The sequence below is a fragment of the Streptomyces sp. NPDC014891 genome (genome assembly GCF_043081085.1).
GTDB lineage: Bacteria > Actinomycetota > Actinomycetes > Streptomycetales > Streptomycetaceae > Streptomyces.
The window spans coordinates 149014-164943 of the sequence record NZ_JBIBWF010000007.1; the positions used below are offsets into that span (position 1 = coordinate 149014).

13 protein-coding genes and 1 riboswitch are annotated in these 15930 nt (G+C 72.5%); of the genes, 8 read left to right on the forward strand and 5 right to left on the reverse strand.

All coding sequences use genetic code 11. The features are described from left to right. Positions 1-102 precede the first annotated feature (102 nt). The 3 genes from ACF09E_RS21375 to otsB all read left to right on the forward strand — a co-directional run bounded on the left by ACF09E_RS21375 (position 103) and on the right by otsB (position 2750). Positions 103-1410: an ABC transporter substrate-binding protein gene (locus ACF09E_RS21375; protein ID WP_392206537.1), complete on the forward strand. Its 1308-nt coding sequence runs from the start codon at positions 103-105 to the stop codon at positions 1408-1410. 99 nt (positions 1411-1509) lie between these two features. Beyond that, positions 1510-1773, forward strand: coding sequence for a DUF3263 domain-containing protein (locus tag ACF09E_RS21380; RefSeq protein WP_361856804.1), 264 nt, complete (start codon positions 1510-1512; stop codon positions 1771-1773). A 137-nt stretch (positions 1774-1910) separates the two neighbouring features. Then, positions 1911-2750 carry a trehalose-phosphatase gene (gene otsB / locus ACF09E_RS21385; RefSeq protein WP_392206538.1) on the forward strand — a complete coding sequence of 280 codons (840 nt, stop codon included), beginning with the start codon at positions 1911-1913 and terminating at the stop codon, positions 2748-2750. Between the two features lie 55 nt (positions 2751-2805). On the opposite strand, the gene ACF09E_RS21390 is transcribed toward otsB, so the two are convergent. The 3 genes from ACF09E_RS21390 to ACF09E_RS21400 form a co-directional block, all read right to left on the reverse strand. Beyond that, positions 2806-4251, reverse strand: coding sequence for a trehalose-6-phosphate synthase (locus tag ACF09E_RS21390; protein WP_392206539.1), 1446 nt, complete (start codon positions 4249-4251; stop codon positions 2806-2808). 95 nt (positions 4252-4346) lie between these two features. Continuing rightward, positions 4347-6137, reverse strand: coding sequence for a hypothetical protein (locus ACF09E_RS21395; protein ID WP_392206540.1), 1791 nt, complete (start codon positions 6135-6137; stop codon positions 4347-4349). Positions 6138-6272: 135 nt separating this feature from the next. Then, on the reverse strand, positions 6273-7214 hold the full coding sequence (locus ACF09E_RS21400; RefSeq protein ID WP_388792362.1) for a glucosyl-3-phosphoglycerate synthase: 942 nt from the start codon (positions 7212-7214) through the stop codon (positions 6273-6275). Positions 7215-7363: 149 nt separating this feature from the next. Beyond that, positions 7364-7510: riboswitch (SAM riboswitch) on the forward strand. On the opposite strand from ACF09E_RS21400, the gene thrC reads away from it, so the two are divergent. The 4 genes from thrC to groL all read left to right on the forward strand — a co-directional run bounded on the left by thrC (position 7504) and on the right by groL (position 11752). Beyond that, on the forward strand, positions 7504-8817 hold the full coding sequence (thrC, locus tag ACF09E_RS21405) for a threonine synthase (protein ID WP_392206727.1): 1314 nt from the start codon (positions 7504-7506) through the stop codon (positions 8815-8817). Its footprint overlaps the riboswitch before it by 7 nt. A 40-nt stretch (positions 8818-8857) precedes the next feature. Further along, positions 8858-9136 carry a MoaD/ThiS family protein gene (locus ACF09E_RS21410; protein ID WP_017238235.1) on the forward strand — a complete coding sequence of 93 codons (279 nt, stop codon included), beginning with the start codon at positions 8858-8860 and terminating at the stop codon, positions 9134-9136. 408 nt (positions 9137-9544) lie between these two features. Further along, positions 9545-9748 (forward strand): cold-shock protein, encoded by a 204-nt coding sequence (locus tag ACF09E_RS21415; RefSeq protein ID WP_015035246.1) that lies wholly within the window; start codon positions 9545-9547, stop codon positions 9746-9748. A gap of 375 nt (positions 9749-10123) precedes the next feature. After that, entirely contained in the window at positions 10124-11752 is a 1629-nt protein-coding gene (groL, locus tag ACF09E_RS21420; protein WP_361863050.1) for a chaperonin GroEL, read from the forward strand. A 142-nt stretch (positions 11753-11894) separates the two neighbouring features. Here the strand turns inward: groL and ACF09E_RS21425 are convergent, their stop codons facing one another. Beyond that, the gene (locus ACF09E_RS21425) at positions 11895-13571 is read right to left on the reverse strand and encodes a hypothetical protein (protein ID WP_392206541.1); all 1677 of its coding nucleotides are present in this window, start codon (positions 13569-13571) and stop codon (positions 11895-11897) included. Beyond that, complete coding sequence (locus ACF09E_RS21430) at positions 13561-15210, reverse strand: hypothetical protein (RefSeq protein ID WP_392206542.1); 1650 nt, start codon at positions 15208-15210, stop codon at positions 13561-13563. The genes ACF09E_RS21425 and ACF09E_RS21430 overlap by 11 nt, the downstream gene beginning before the upstream one ends. 229 nt (positions 15211-15439) lie before the next feature. On the opposite strand from ACF09E_RS21430, the gene ACF09E_RS21435 reads away from it, so the two are divergent. Next, positions 15440-15910, forward strand: coding sequence for an SRPBCC domain-containing protein (locus tag ACF09E_RS21435; protein WP_392206543.1), 471 nt, complete (start codon positions 15440-15442; stop codon positions 15908-15910). Positions 15911-15930 lie beyond the last annotated feature (20 nt).

Consider the following 15930-nt stretch of genomic DNA (forward strand, 5'->3'; position numbering starts at 1 on the left):
ATCGTCCCGGCGGCGTTGCGGAAGTGATACCCGAGTGGTGTAGACCTCATACCCGCGCACGCGAGAGACTTACGGCCCTGCGCAGAGCAAACGTGCGGCTCGATGCAGCTCAACGACGAGCAAAAGGTGGATGAAGCCGTGGAGCGGCGACGATTCCTTGGACTGACCGCGGCCGTCGCCGCACTCGGACTGACCGCCACGGTCTCCGGCTGTGGCTCGCTCGGAGGCGACTCCGGCGACGTGACCCTCAGACTGGTCGCCGCCGACTACGACCTCAACGGCGGCGACTCCACGAAGAAGTACTGGGCCGGCCTCGTCTCGGCCTTCCAGGCCGATCACCCCGGCATCAAGGTCGAGGTGCAGGTCGAGTCCTGGGACGACGTCGACCGCAAGGTCGCCGAGATGGTCAAGGCCGGCCAGGCCCCCGACATCGCGCAGATCGGCGCCTACGCCGACTACGCCGCCGCCGACCAGCTCTACGCCGCCGACGAGCTCCTCTCCATACCCGTCCAGTCCAACTTCCTCGCGCCGCTCGTCGACGCCGGCGAGCACAAGCGGGTCCAGTACGGGCTGCCGTTCGTCGCCTCCACCCGGCCGCTGTTCTACAACAAGACCCTCTTCGACGAGGCCGGCGCCAAGGCCCCCACCACCTGGGACGAGCTCGCCGAGGCCGCCGGGAAGCTCAAGGACGACGGTGTCCGCACCCCCTTCGCGCTGCCCCTCGGCCCCGAGGAGGCCCAGGCCGAGGCGCTGATGTGGATGCTCAGCGGCGGCGGCGGCTGGACCGACGGAACCGACCACTACGCGGTCGACTCCGACGCCAACATCAAGACCTTCGAATGGCTCAAGGACGAGCTGGTCGGCAAGGGCCTGACCGGTCCGGTCGCCCCCGGCAAGCTCAACCGCAAGGCGGCCTTCGCCGCCTTCGCGAACGGCGAGGTCGGCATGCTCAACGGCCACCCCTCGCTCCTGAAGGAGGCCGCCAGGAAGGGCGTCGAGGTGGGCCAGGTCCCGCTCCCGGGCGTCGACGGCCGGGCCGACAGCGCGATGGGCGTCGCCGACTGGATCATGGGCTTCAAGCAGAACGGCCACCGCAAGGAGATCGGCGACTTCCTCAACTTCGTCTTCAGCGACGAGAACGTCCTGAAGTTCGCCGGCGACAACGACCTCCTGCCGGTCACCGTCACCGCCTCCACCCGCATGGAGACCGAGCCCGAGCACGCCAACCTGCGCGTCTTCCTCAAGACGCTCCCGGAGAGCCAGCTCCCGCCGGTCGGCAAGACGTCCTGGGCCCAGGTCAGCGAGAACGTGAAGCAGAACATCGGCAAGGCCGTCACCCCCGCCGGAGTCCCCGCCGAGGTCCTCGGCTCGATCGGCCGGGCCGCGACGGCGGCGGAGAACGCCGAGTAGGTCGCGCACGGCCGCGGCCGCCGCTCGCGCGGCCGCCGCTCGCGCGGCCGCCGCTCGCGCGGCTGCCGCGCCGGGGGCGTCGGGTAATAGGTTGGTCGCATGACCGAGGAGCGGGAAGCGGCGGACGGCGGCGACGAGGGCGGGCTCGGTGAGCGCGCCCGGGCCGTCCTCGCCGTCGAGCGCCGCTCCTGGCCCGGGCCCGGCGCCAAGGAACGCGCGGTCCGCGAGACCCTCGGCCTCTCCCCGACCCGCTACTACCAGCTGCTCAACGCCCTCCTGGACGATCCCAGGGCCCTCGCCCACGACCCGGTGACGGTGAACCGGCTGCGGCGGGTGCGGGAGGAGAAGCGGAAGCGGAGATAGCGGCGGCGGGGCGGTGCCGGGGCGGTGCCGGACCGGGGTGATGCCGGACCGGCCCCGGAGCGCGTACCGGCGCTTGTCGGGCGCCCGTCTTGTTCGTGGCCCTGACGCGGGCGGCGCGCCTGGGTAGGGTCGGGAGCATGGTCAGTCTCCCGCACCCGACCACGTCCGCAGGCCGCGACGGTCTGGCGGCGTTCCTCGCGCGGCCCGCGAAGGCCGTCGTCGCCCTCGACTTCGACGGCACGCTCGCCGAGATCGTCCCCGACCCCGAACGCGCCCGGGCCCACCCCGGCGCCGTCGAGGCGCTCGCCGCCCTCGCCCCCGAGGTCGCCTCCGTCGCCGTCGTGACCGGCCGCCCCGCCGGGGTCGCCGTCCGGTACGGCGGCTTCGCCGGCGTCCCCGGCCTGGAGCACCTCGTCGTGCTCGGCCACTACGGCGCCGAACGCTGGGACGCCGTCAGCGGCACGGTCCGGGCGGCGGCCCCCCACCCGGGCGTGGCCTCCGTCCGGGCCGAGCTCCCCGGCTTCCTCGACCGGGCCGGCGCGTGGCCGGGCGTGTGGATCGAGGAGAAGGGGCGTGCGGTCGCGGTGCACACCCGCCGCGCGCTCGACCCGGAGGGCGCCTTCGAGGCGCTCAAGGGTCCGCTGGGCGACCTCGCAGCCCGTCACGGCCTGGTCCTGGAGCCCGGCCGCATGGTCCTGGAGCTCCGGCCCCCGGGCATGGACAAGGGCGTCGCGCTCGCGGAGTACCTGCGGGAGGTGGACGCCGGGTCCGTGCTCTACGCGGGCGACGACCTGGGCGACCTGCCGGCCTTCGCCGCCGTCGAGAAGCTCCGCTCCGACGGCACCCCCGGCCTCCTCGTGTGCAGCGGATCCACGGAGGTCCCGGAGCTGGCCGACCGCGCGGACCTGGCCGTGCCGGGCCCGCCGGGGGTCGTGGAGTTCCTCGGGGCGCTGGCGGAGGCGGTACGGGGGGCCTGAGCGGGCCCGGTCCGCCACCGCCGGACGGGCGCGGTGGCGGGGGCCAGGACACCCCCTAGCGCTCCTCGCGCAGGGCGTCCAGCTGGTCCAGGAACCAGCGCTGGGGCGGGAGGGCCGTGGCGGCCGCCGCCAGGCGCTTGGTGCGGTCGGCCCGTTCTTCTCGCGGCATCGACAGGGCCGTGTGCAGGGCCTCGGCCGTCTCCGAGACGTCGAAGGGGTTCACGGTGAGCGCGTCCTGCCGCAGTTCCCGGTAGGCGCCGGCGCCCGTCGACAGGACCAGGGCGCAGCCCGCCTCCGACACGACCGGTATCTCCTTCGCGACCAGGTTCATGCCGTCGCGCACCGGGTTCACCAGGGCGACGTCCGCGAGCCGGTACGCGGCGAGGGAGCGGACGAAGTCGTCCTCCACGGAGACGATCACCGGCCGCCAGTCGTCCGTGCCGAACTCCGCGTTGATCTCCTCGGCCAGTTCCGTCACCGCCGCCGTGTACGCCCGGTACGACTCCAGGTCCTGCCGGGAGGGGTAGGCGGAGGCGAGGTGGACCACTCGGCCGCGCCACTCCGGGCGGGTGGTGAGCAGCTCCCGGTAGGCGAGGAGGCCGCGCAGGATGTTCTTCGACAGCTCCGTGCGGTCGACGCGGACGATGGTGCGGCGGTCGCCCACCTCGGCGCGGAGGCGGGCGAGGGCCTCGTCGACCACGGGGCGGTGGGCCAGGGCCCGGAGTTCGTCCCCGTCGACGCCCAGCGGGTGGGCGCGGACCCGGGTGCGGCCCTTCCCGACCCCGTTCCGGCGCCAGGTGACCCCGTGCCAGGGGTCGCCGCTCGGCCACACGCCCTGCGCCGTGCCCGTCGAGTCGTCGAGCGGGGAGCAGCAGCCGATGAACGCCGAGGCCCATCCCCAGGTGTGGAAGCCGAGCTCGTCGGCGCCGAGCATGCCCCACAGGAGCTCCTCGACGATGTCGTCCGGCACCATCCGCAGGTAGGCGGAGGACACCCAGGGGGTGTGGGTGAAGTGGCTGATCAGCAGGTCGGGGCGGAGCTCCCGGAGCATGCCGGGGACCAGGGCGAGGTGGTAGTCCTGCACGAGGACCGCGGCGCCGTCGTCCGCCTCGGCGGCCAGGGCCTCGGCGAAGGCGCGGTTGTAGGCGCGGTAGGACTCCCAGCGGCGCCGGAACGCCGCGTCGAAGACGGGCTCGCGCGGGATGTCGTACAGGTGGTGGTGGAGGAACCAGAGGACCGAGTTCGCGATGCCGTTGTAGGCGTCGGAGTACACCTCGGGGTCGATGTCCAGCATCCGGACGCCCGGCTCGCCGATCCCGCGCCGGACGGCCTCCCGGTCGCCCTCGCCGAGGGCGGCGCAGACCCACAGGCTGTCCTGCGAGGAGACGGCGCTCAGCCCGGAGACCAGGCCGCCGCCGCCCCTGCGGGCGTCGAGCTCTCCGCCCTCGCCGCGCACGTACGAGACGGGTCCACGGTTCGATGCCACGAGCACAGATGCCATGGGGCGAACCTAGCCCGTCCGGTAAACGCTCAAACGTACGTATACGAGTCGGGGGGATCCGGCCACGGACGGTGGCCGGACCTCCCCGGGGGGCGTCAGCCCTCGCGGCGGCCGCGCATCGCGGCCTTGGCCACCGCGCCGGTCGCGGCGAGGGCGAGGGCCAGTGCGCCCAGCAGCCACAGGCGTTCGCCGTTGCCGCCGGTCTCGGCCATCGCGCCGCCGGTGCCCCGGGGGCCCGGGGCCGGGGGCGCGAAGTCCGGCTCGTCGGCGGCGGCCGGAGTGGGCTCGGCGGGGGGCGGCGTCGGGTCCGCCGGGGTGGGCGAGGGGTCCTCGGCGGCCGGGGTCGGGTCCGCTCGCGTCGGCGTCGGCGTCGGCGTCCGCGTGGGAGTGGGCGTGGGAGTGGGGGTCGGCGTGGGCGTCGGCTTCGCCGCGGGCTTCGGGCGGTCGAGGTCGGCGGTCGCGGCGCAGGCCGGGTCCGTGCTGCCGTCGCCGCAGGTCGAGCGGGGCGTCTCGGCCGTCACGCCGCCGAGGAGCCGGCCGTCGCCGGCCGGCCGGTTCCGCACCTTCACCGAGTAGGTGACGGTGGCCGTCCTCCCGGCCGGGACGGTCCCCCGGTAGCCGATCCGGGGCGCCGTGTACGCCGCCGTGCCCAGGTCCGCCCGCACGTCGCCCCGGTAGTCGGCGTCGTCGAGGATCCCGGTGAGGTCGTCGCCGAAGCGGGCATCCGGGTGGTCCAGGGTGCCCGTGTTCCGCGCGGTGATCGTGTACGTCAGGGTGTCGCCCGGCTTCGCCGTGCGCGGGCTGACCGTCTTGGTGATCTCCAGGTCGGGGACCGGCACGGAGAAGGCGAGCGAGGAGGCCACGAAGGCGGCGCCGCGCGCCGAGAGGGCCAGGTCGGCCGAGACGGCGCCCTGCGGGACGGCGTCCTCGGGCAGGGCGAGGGCCGTCGCTCCGCCGCCCGGGCCGTCGGCCCGGCGGGGGGCGCCGGCACCGTGGGTCCCGCCCGTGCGGGATCCGGGGATCCCGGCGCCGCCGACGTGGAGGGCGTCGCCCGGGGGGTTCAGGGTGCCCGCGTACGTGGCGAAGCCGGCCCGCGCCGCGCCGCCGCTCCGGCGGAAGCCGTCCACGGTGACCGTGGTCGCGGGGGAGCCCGGGCGCTGGACGACGTGGCCGCCGTAGACGTACACGTTCCGCCGCTCGGGGGCGCGGACGGGGTCGGGGCCGGGGAACCGGTGGACCACGGTGAGCGACCAGCCCGCCTCGCAGCCCGGGCCCTCGGCCGTCCAGATGTTGCCGACGGTCACCTGCCGGTCCGTCCCGGTCGTGCCCGCGAAGGCGGCCGTCACGTCCGACTCGCCCGTGTAGTGGTGCGGGCCGTCGGTGCCGGCCGGGTCGGCCGCCATGCTGTCGATCGAGACCGGGGTCGCCGCGCCCGTGCCCACCCTGATCACCGGAGCGGTCGTCGTGGGATCGCCGGGGGAGCGCCCGGCGTCCGCGCCGGTGGGGGCGCAGCGCTTCAGGCGCGTGCCGTCCGGTGCCCGGTACGTGCCGTCGTCGCCGCCCCAGAAGAGCCGGGCGTACGCCACCTCGGCGCCCGCCGGGACGTGCACCCGGGCGGTGCTGGAGCCGTGGCCGCCGCCCGGGCCGGCGGCGCCGGTGCGCCGCGTCACCGAGGTGCCGCCGCCGTCCGGGCCCGGGCGGCCCATGACCGTGTTGCCGGTCATCGTGAAGTCGCCGTACAGGGAGGCGTCGTACCGCTTGCCGAACGGTTCGACGGCGTCCGCGGCGGCCGGCCCCGCCGCGGTGAACGCGAGCGAGCCCGCCGCCAGTCCGACGGCCACGGCGGCCGCGAGCCCCCTGCCCAGGTGATGGTGTCTGAAGCGCATAAAAGAGGAATGTATGCAAAACGGATCATCATGGGGCGTTTCGCCACGCGGGCAGGGCGGCGTGGGGCGGCGGCAGCGGGGCGGGCGGCGCGACGGCGCCACGGGGGCCGCGCGTCGGTCGGGGGCTCCGCGGGGTCAGGCGACGCGGCGCCGGGCGTACTCCGCGATCTCCGCCATCGGCGGCCGCTCCTCCGTGTCCACCGCGTACGTCCGCGGCTCGAAGCCCTTCTCGCCCCGCTCGAACTGCGTCAGCCGCGGCCGCACCAGATGCCCCCGCGAGAGCCGCAGCTGCGCCGTCCGGTAGATCGCCGCCGCCATCCGGCCCAGCGCGAGACCGTCCTGGTGCCGGTGCTTGCGGACCCCCACGTCCACCTGTGCGAGCGCGTCGAGCCCCACCGTGTGCAGGGCGTCCACGAGCAGACCCAGCTCCACCCCGTAGCCCACCGGGAACGGGAGCCGTTCGAGGAGGGAGCGCCGGGCCGCGTACTCGCCGCCCAGCGGCTGCACGAAACCGGCCAGCTGCGGCCAGTGCAGATTGAGGAGCGGCCGGGCCACCAGCTCCGTCACCCGGCCCCCCTGGCCCGGGGTGTCCCCGAACGGGCGGTCGTACATCGCCTTCACGAAGTCCACGTCCGGGTCGGTCAGGAGCGGACCCACGATCCCCGACACGAAGTCCGCCGAGAAGTCCCGCAGGTCCGCGTCGACGAAGCACACCACGTCCCCGGTCGTCGCCATCAGCGACCGCCACAGCACCTCGCCCTTGCCCGGCACGGCCGGTATCCGCGGGAGCACCGCGTCCCGCGCCACCACCCGCGCCCCGGCCGCGGCCGCCACCTCCGCCGTGCGGTCCGTGGAACCCGAGTCGACCACCACCAGCTCGTCGACGAGCGGCACCGCCTCCGACATCAGCTCGCGCCGGATCACGGCGACGATGTCCCCCACCGTCGCCTCCTCGTTCAGCGCCGGCAGGACGACGCTGACCTTCGTGTTCCGCTTGGCGGCGAGGATCCGCTCCAGCGGCCGGTCCGCCACGGACCAGGACCGCCGGTCCAGCCAGCGTTCCACCTCTTCCAGCACGTGATCTCCATCTCGCGGTTCGGACGGCCGGTCCAAGCGTCCGGGCCTTCGGTTACAGTCTTGAACAACGCGGATGCCCGATGCACGTCGGGGTGCCGACCGCGTCGGAGCGCAGGAACGAAAGTCCACCGCGCTTCACAATCGAATACCGCTCATCCAGAGGGGCAGAGGGAAACGGCCCGTTGAAGCCCCGGCAACCCTCCAGTCGGTTCGTCTCGTACTCCATCGAGGCCCCCGGCTAGGGAAGGTGCCAAATCCGTCTCATGGCGAAAAATTCGTCATGGGAAAGATGAGGAGAAAGGGCCTCGCCTCCATGGCTGTACAGACTGCTTCCCCCGCCGCCACCTCGGTCGACCTCGGTCCCGCGTCGGGACTCTCCTGTCGCGAATGCGGTGAAGTCTTCCCGCTCGGTCCGATCTTCGCCTGCGAACTCTGTTTCGGACCGCTCGAAGTGGCCTACGACCTCCCCACCGGCGACCCCGAGGCGCTGCGCAAGCAGATCGAGGCCGGCCCCGCCAACATCTGGCGCTACGCCCCGCTGCTGCCCGTCCCCGCCGACGTCGCCGACAAGCCGAACCTGAACCCGGGCTGGACCAAGCTCGTCCAGGCCGACAACCTCGCCCGCGAGATCGGCGTCGCCCCCGGCAGGCTCTTCGTCAAGGACGACTCCGGCAACCCGACCCACTCCTTCAAGGACCGGGTCGTCGCCCAGGCCATCGAGGCCGCTCGCGCCTTCGGCTTCACCACCCTCTCCTGCTCCTCCACCGGCAACCTGGCCGGCGCCGTCGGCGCCGCCGCCGCCCGCGCCGGCTTCCGCTCCTGCGTGTTCATCCCGCACGACCTGGAGCAGGGCAAGGTCGTCATGGCCGGTGTCTACGGCGGTGACCTCGTCGCCATCGAGGGCAACTACGACGACGTCAACCGCTTCTGCTCCGAGCTCATCGGCGACCCGCTGGGCGAGGGCTGGGGCTTCGTCAACGTCAACCTCCGCCCGTACTACGGCGAGGGCTCCAAGACGCTGGCGTACGAGATCTGCGAGCAGCTCGGCTGGGTCATCCCCGACCAGCTCGTCATCCCGATCGCCTCCGGCTCCCAGCTCACCAAGATCGACAAGGGCCTCCAGGAGCTGATCAAGCTGGGCCTCGTCGAGGACAAGCCCTACAAGATCTTCGGCGCCCAGGCCGAGGGCTGCTCCCCGGTGTCCGCGGCCTACAAGGCCGGACACGACGTCGTGCGCCCGCAGAAGCCGAACACGATCGCCAAGTCCCTCGCGATCGGCAACCCGGCCGACGGCCCGTACGTCCTCGACATCGCCCGCCGCACCGGCGGCGCCGTGGAGGACGTGAACGACGAGCAGGTCGTGGACGCGATCAAGCTCCTCGCGCAGACCGAGGGCATCTTCGCCGAGACCGCGGGCGGCGTGACCGTCGGCGTCACGCGGAAGCTCGTCGAGAACGGCCTGATCGACCCGAACCTCACCACGGTCGTCCTCAACACCGGCGACGGGCTCAAGACCCTGGACGCGGTGGCCGACACCTCTCAGGCGACCGTCACCATCCGCCCGAGCCTGGACGCGTTCCGCGACGCCGGCCTCGCCCACTGAGCCCGTCCGCACTCCAGGCCCACTGAAAGGTTACGAAGACATGGCCGTGAACGTCCGCATCCCCACCATCCTCCGCACGTACACGGGCGGGCAGTCCGAGGTCCAGGCCGAGGGCGCGACCCTCGCCGAGGTCATCGCGGACCTGGAGAAGAACCACACGGGCATCGCCGCCCGCGTCCTCGACGACCAGGGCAAGCTGCGCCGCTTCGTCAACGTCTACGTGAACGACGACGACGTGCGCTTCGAGCAGGGCCTGGAGACGGCCACCCCGGCCGGCGCCGGCGTCTCGATCATCCCGGCCGTCGCCGGAGGCTGCTGAGCCCCTCCGGGACCACCGGTCGTCCCGTCTCTCTTGAATTGCCCCTTCCGCGCGTAAAAGCGGAAGGGGCAATTCTGCATGGTTGAGCGCGGTAGAGTTGGGGAAGTCCCCTCCGCTGCCCATGCCGGGCGCATATGAGAATGCGTCCCCGCACGACAAGAAGCAGCCAAAGTGTGTGCGCGTTGTGTACCTTCTGCGCGCTTTGCCGGGCCCGACTTGCCCGGTCATCCAAGGGAATCTCCCCAATTCGTCTTTCCAGGACGCCCAGAATTCTCGCTCGAATGACCTGTTGCAGAGGGCAGTTGGGCAGATACATTCAGCCGCGGTCGACGCGTTCCGGCGCAGGGTCTGACCCGGGTTCCGCGAAGTGCGGGTCCCGCGCAAGGGCCAGTAATAGGGGAGTTAGGCATGGCTCAGGGCACCGTCAAGTGGTTCAACGCGGAGAAGGGCTACGGCTTCATCGCGGTCGACGGTGGTGCGGATGTTTTCGTCCACTACAGCGCGATCCAGATGGATGGCTACCGCAGCCTCGAAGAGGGACAGCGAGTCGAGTTCGAGATCTCGCAGGGCCAGAAGGGTCCGCAGGCGGACATGGTCAAGCTCGCCGTCTGAGCGCGGCGCGATCGGCCACCGACGCAACGCCGTCGAGGGGTCCGCATCCCTGAGGGGATGCGGACCCCTCGCGCGTTCCCCGGCCCCCCCCGCACCGCTCCGTGCCTGGTCCGGAGCCGTTCCACGCCCCCCGCGCGCCCCTCCCGTCACCCCCCTCCCCGTATCCCGATCATCGAGAGTCGCTTGCACTCTCATAGGGCGAGTGCTAATCATTGGCGTTAGCACTCGGAAGGTGAGAGTGCTACGAGGATCGGGCAGACGAGGCCGCCGGCCGGGTGGGGCAAGGAACCACGCGGAGTCGCGGAGGCCGTCCGTCGCGGGCGTCGGCGCGGTCCTGGAGCGTTATCCACCCCATGTCCGGGAGGACCACTTCACATGGCCAAGATCATCGCGTTCGACGAGGAGGCCCGGCGCGGTCTCGAGCGCGGCATGAACCAGCTCGCTGACGCCGTCAAGGTCACCCTCGGCCCCAAGGGCCGCAACGTCGTCCTCGAGAAGAAGTGGGGCGCCCCCACGATCACCAACGATGGTGTCTCCATCGCCAAGGAGATCGAGCTCGAGGACCCGTACGAGAAGATCGGCGCCGAGCTGGTCAAGGAAGTCGCCAAGAAGACGGACGACGTCGCCGGCGACGGTACGACCACCGCCACCGTTCTCGCCCAGGCGCTCGTCCGCGAGGGCCTGCGCAACGTCGCCGCGGGTGCCAACCCGATGGCCCTCAAGCGCGGTATCGAGAAGGCCGTCGAGGCCGTCTCCGGCGCCCTGCTCGAGCAGGCGAAGGATGTCGAGACCAAGGAGCAGATCGCTTCCACGGCCTCCATCTCCGCCGCCGACACCCAGATCGGCGAGCTCATCGCCGAGGCGATGGACAAGGTCGGCAAGGAAGGCGTCATCACCGTCGAGGAGTCGCAGACCTTCGGGCTCGAGCTGGAGCTCACCGAGGGCATGCGCTTCGACAAGGGCTACATCTCGGCGTACTTCGCCACCGACATGGAGCGCATGGAGGCGTCGCTCGACGACCCCTACCTCCTGATCGTCAACTCCAAGATCTCCTCCGTGAAGGACCTGCTCCCGCTCCTGGAGAAGGTCATGCAGTCGGGCAAGCCGCTGCTGATCATCGCCGAGGACGTCGAGGGCGAGGCCCTGTCGACCCTGGTCGTCAACAAGATCCGCGGCACCTTCAAGTCCGTCGCGGTCAAGGCCCCGGGCTTCGGCGACCGTCGCAAGGCCATGCTGAACGACATCGCCATCCTCACCGGCGGCACGGTCATCTCCGAGGAGGTCGGCCTGAAGCTGGAGAACGCGGGCCTCGACCTGCTGGGCCGCGCCCGCAAGGTCGTCATCACCAAGGACGAGACCACCATCGTCGACGGTGCCGGTGACAGCGAGCAGGTCGCCGGTCGCGTGAACCAGATCCGCGCCGAGATCGAGAACTCCGACTCGGACTACGACCGCGAGAAGCTCCAGGAGCGCCTCGCGAAGCTGGCCGGCGGCGTGGCCGTCATCAAGGCCGGCGCCGCGACCGAGGTCGAGCTCAAGGAGCGCAAGCACCGCATCGAGGACGCCGTGCGCAACGCGAAGGCGGCCGTCGAGGAGGGCATCGTCGCCGGCGGTGGCGTGGCCCTGCTCCAGGCGTCGACCGTCTTCGAGAAGCTCGAGGCCGACCTCGCCGGCGACGAGGCCACCGGTGCCGCGATCGTGAAGCTGGCCCTGGAGGCCCCGCTCAAGCAGATCGCCGTCAACGCCGGCCTCGAGGGCGGCGTCGTGGCGGAGAAGGTCCGCAACCTGCCCGTCGGCCACGGCCTCAACGCCGCGACCAACGAGTACGTCGACCTCATCGCCGAGGGCATCATCGACCCGGCGAAGGTCACGCGCTCCGCGCTGCAGAACGCCGCGTCGATCGCCGCGCTGTTCCTCACCACCGAGGCCGTCATCGCCGACAAGCCGGAGAAGGCCGCCGCGCCGGCCGGCGGCGGCATGCCGGGCGGTGACATGGACTTCTGATCCTCCGGGATCGGCGGTTCACCGCGGAACGCGTGAGCGGGCCGCGAGAGAACGGAACGAGGGCGGCACTCCCCTGCAGGGGGGTGCCGCCCTCGGGCGCTTCCGGGGCCTCCGGGACCGGAAACGGGTCCCGGCCCCGTGGTCAGCGGACGTCGAGGTAGTCCGCCCAGGAGAACGGCGACGTGAAGTGCGTGGCGTCGCCGTAGGAGCGGAGCCGCCAGGTGCCGTCCACGGTCGCCTTCGCCCGGAGCGAGATCCTCCCGTCGGCGGCCGGCCGGCCGGTGGCGACCTGCCGCCAGGTCGTCGAGCCCCTGGCCTGGAACTGCAGGGCCACGGAGCCGCTGCCGAACGTCCGCCAGCTGTGGTTCGTGTAGTGCTGGAGGGTGCCCGTCATGGTGACGTAGGCGCCCTTGCGGACCGGCTCGGGACCGGCGTTCGCGCCGGTGATCCGGGTCTCGGTGCGGACGAGGCGGAAGGTGTTGCTGACGGCGTCGCCGAGGGCGTCCGTCGCCGGGTGCCGGAGCCGGTACCAGCCGCCGCGGCTGCTGCCCCGGACGGTGGTGGCGTAGGAGCGGTCCGCCGTGGCGGAGCCGATCCGCCGCCAGCCGGACCGGCCGTCGGAGGAGACCTCCAGGAGGAGCGGCTCCGCGCCGAAGGAGGCCTCCGGGTCGTAGGTGGCGCGCAGCGTCCCGGTCGCGGTGACCGTGGCGTCGGCCGCCAGGGAGCGGGAGTTGAGGAGGACCCGTGCCTCCTGCGGCATGGCGAGCCGGCCCCCGACCGAGGCGGTGCCGAAGCTCTGGTACGGGTCGACCGGCACGGCCGTCCAGCTGTCGACGTACTGCCCGGGGAGGGACGGGATCCTCGCGGTGAACCGGCCGTCCGCGTCGGTCGTGACGACCTTGGCGAACACCGGGTCGAGGGAACCGCCGCGGGCCGGGCCGATCTGGAGCTGCTGGCCGGCCAGCGGTGCGGCGCCGCGGGCCGGGTCGGTCATCCGCCCGGTGACGGTCGCCTGCTGCCCGGGGAGGACCCGTGTGCGGTCCGCGGCGGCCTTCACGGTCACGACGTGCGGGCGCCAGGTGTAGAGGGTGCGGGTGTATCCGGCGCTGCCGTGGACCTCCTCGCTGTCCTCGGTGTAGGCCACGCGGAACTCGTCGCCGGGGCGGACGTCCTGGTACGCCTCGCCGGTGAAGGTGCCGGTGGCGTCGGTGACGGGTGACTGCACCGGGCTCGCCGGGGGTGTCCTCCGCTGGACGTCGACCGTCCGCCCGGTGATCGGCACGATGTCCCCGGAGCCGGGCTGGACTCCGGTCAGGGTGCCGGTGGGGACCGTGGTGCGGTCGTCCCAGCCGGGGGCGGAGAAGGCGAACTCGAGCTGCGGCCTGAGTGTGAAGTCGAGGACGCCGGCGTCGGTGCGGGTCAGGGTGTTGCCGAGGGAGTCGGTGGCCGTGACGTCGATGGCGTACCGGCCGAGGGCGGGGATCGTGCCGCCGTCCTCGGTCAGCTTCAGCGGGGCCTGACCCAGGCCGAAGCGGCCCTTGTCCCACGCGTACGCGGGGACCGAGGGGATCTCGACGACCGTGTCGCCCCTGCGGAGCGTCGCGGAGACCTTGGTGACCGTGGCACCGGGGGTGTCGGTCCAGGCGGAGACGCCGAAGGCGCCGCGCTGGTGGCTGTCGGTGACGGCGGGGCCGATGCCGAGGGAGGAGGGGGTGCCGGCGGCCTGCGCCGGGGTCGCGGCCGCGCCGCCTGCGCCGAGCAGGACCGCGGCGAGGGCCGTGGCGAGAGGGGCGGTGGTCCGCCGGTGGTCAGCGCGCATCGATGTACTTCGCCTTCGTCTCGCTGTAGAAGTAGCCGTTCGCGGACTGCTTCACCAACGCCCAGGAGCCGTCGCCGTAGTTGGTGGCGCGGAAGCTGAACTTCCCGTCGGCGCCGGTCGCGACGTTCCGGGTGACCCAGTACCACTCGGTCTCGCCCTTGGGCTTGAACAGGAGGGTGACCTTGGCTCCCCTGAGGGGCTTCCAGACGCCGCCGCTCTGCTGCTGGAGGGTGCCGGAGACGGTCATCTTGGCGTTCACGTACGGGCGGGAGGGGCTGATGGCGAACGCGGAGAACCGGGTCGGCACGCGGCCGAGCCGGATGCTGCCGGTGGTCCGGGCGGTCATCTGGTCGGTCTCGGCGTGGTGGAGCCGGTAGAGCGCGTTGACGTAGCCCTGGGAGGAGACCTCGAAGGGGCAGTAGCCGGCGGTGCCGCCGCTCGCCCGGGCTCCGGCGAGGTTCCGCCAGGTGCGGCCGTTGTCCAGGGAGGCCTGGAGGGAGACGGTCTGGTCACCGCAGGAGGCCTGGGTCGTCATGCGGCCGGTGCCGCGGACCCTGCCGTACTCGTCGAGCGTGATGCCCCAGTGGGTGAAGGAGAAGGGCTGGGGGACCGCGATGGTCCCCTCGTCGTACGCGCGGGACCGGTAGTAGACCGACGGCGCGAGGGAGGTGTAGACCCCCGTCGCGTAGGTGGCGCGCGCCCCGTAGGAGAACGTGCCGTCGGCGGCCGAAACCCCCCGGCCCATCAGCCCGTTCACCGCGAGGGTGAAGTCGGGCCGGCTGCTCGTGGTGACGAGCGGGGCGCCGGGGTACGGCTTCCAGCCGTCCGGGGTCAGCTGCTCGACGCGGCCGGTGACGGTGACGTTCGTGTCCTTCGCGACGCGGTACTTGTCCAGCCGGGCCGCGATCCGGTAGGTGGTCTTCTCGATGCCGACCTCGGGGACGGGGGCGGGCGCGCCGGGCACGGTGTCGGCGGCGGGGGCGACGACGGTCGCCGTGCCGCGGGTGATCGCGCCGTTCGGGGTGAACGGCAGGGTGAAGGAGCCGTCCGAGCCGGTGGTGGCCGTGCCGGTCAGCTCCTTCCAGGTGTCGGTGTAGGTGTGGACGGTGACCTTGACGGAGGTTCCGGCGCGGGCCGGGGTCACGGTGCCGGTGACCGGGTCCCAGGTGGTGGCGCGACCGGAGAGGACGACCTTCCGGGCGGTGAGGCTCGTGGTCTTCCGGTCGAAGGACAGGTCCGAGACGCCGGTGTGCAGCTTGTGGGCGTACGTGCCGCCGGTCCACTTCTGGACGGTGCCGCCGGACTGCCGGTACTCGACGAGGACCGGGTAGGTGCCGTACGCGGTGCCCTCCGGCATCCGCGGCGCGGTGTCGGTGACGTAGCCGTAGGGCCGTCCCGCGTCCGTGTTCCCGTCCTGCCAGCGCAGATCGTCGGTGGAGGCGAGGACGGCGGCGCCGGGGGCGGTGGAGGCCAGCACGCTGACCTTGATCCACAGCGGGCTTCCGCTGATCTGGACGCCGAGCCGGGCGTCGTCGGTGGTGAAGACGGCGGACACGTCGGCCGCGTGTGCGGCCGGGGCGTGGACGACGGCGGGTGTGATGACGCCCGCCGAGAGAGCGAAGACGGCTGCGGCACGCACGAAGGCGTGCGGAAGCCTGCGCGTTGAGCGCGGCAAAGGGACCCCCCACAGGTCTGAAGACGGCGGCTGCGTCATGGTCGAGACGGCCGCGTGGGCAGAACTGTAGCGCTCGACTGTTGAACGTGTTCACTTGGTTTACGGAAGGTGTCGCCCGTGAGGAGGTGCCGGACGTGCTGGGCGGGGGCGGTGGGGCGATCCTGGAAGGGCCCCTGCGTGAAGGGAACGGACCATGGTCACCCTCCTGACGACCCCGGCCGACCGCGAGCTGGTCATCACCCGCACCTTCGACGCCCCGCCGGACCGGGTCTGGGAGGCGTGGACGGTCCCCGAGCACGTCCGTGCGTGGTACGGGGTGTCCGCGCTGACCACGACGGCCGTCGACATCGATCTGCGGGTGGGCGGCGCCTGGCGCTGGGGCCAGACCGCCCCGGACGGGCAGGAGTTCGTCTTCTCCGGCCGGTACGTGGACGTCGTCCCGGTGGAGCGGCTCGACTACACGGAGGTCTTCGAGCAGATGCCGGACGCCGACCCGGTCCGCGTCGCGCTCACCTTCGACGCGACCCCGGACGGGGGTACGGCCCTGACCAGTACGTCCTTCTGGCCGTCGAACGAGAGCCGGGACCAGGCGCTGGCCGCGGGCATGGAGGCGGGGGTACGGGAGCAGTACGACCGGCTGGCGGAGCACCTGAGGTCGATGTGAGGGCCGGCTCCCCCCGCCGG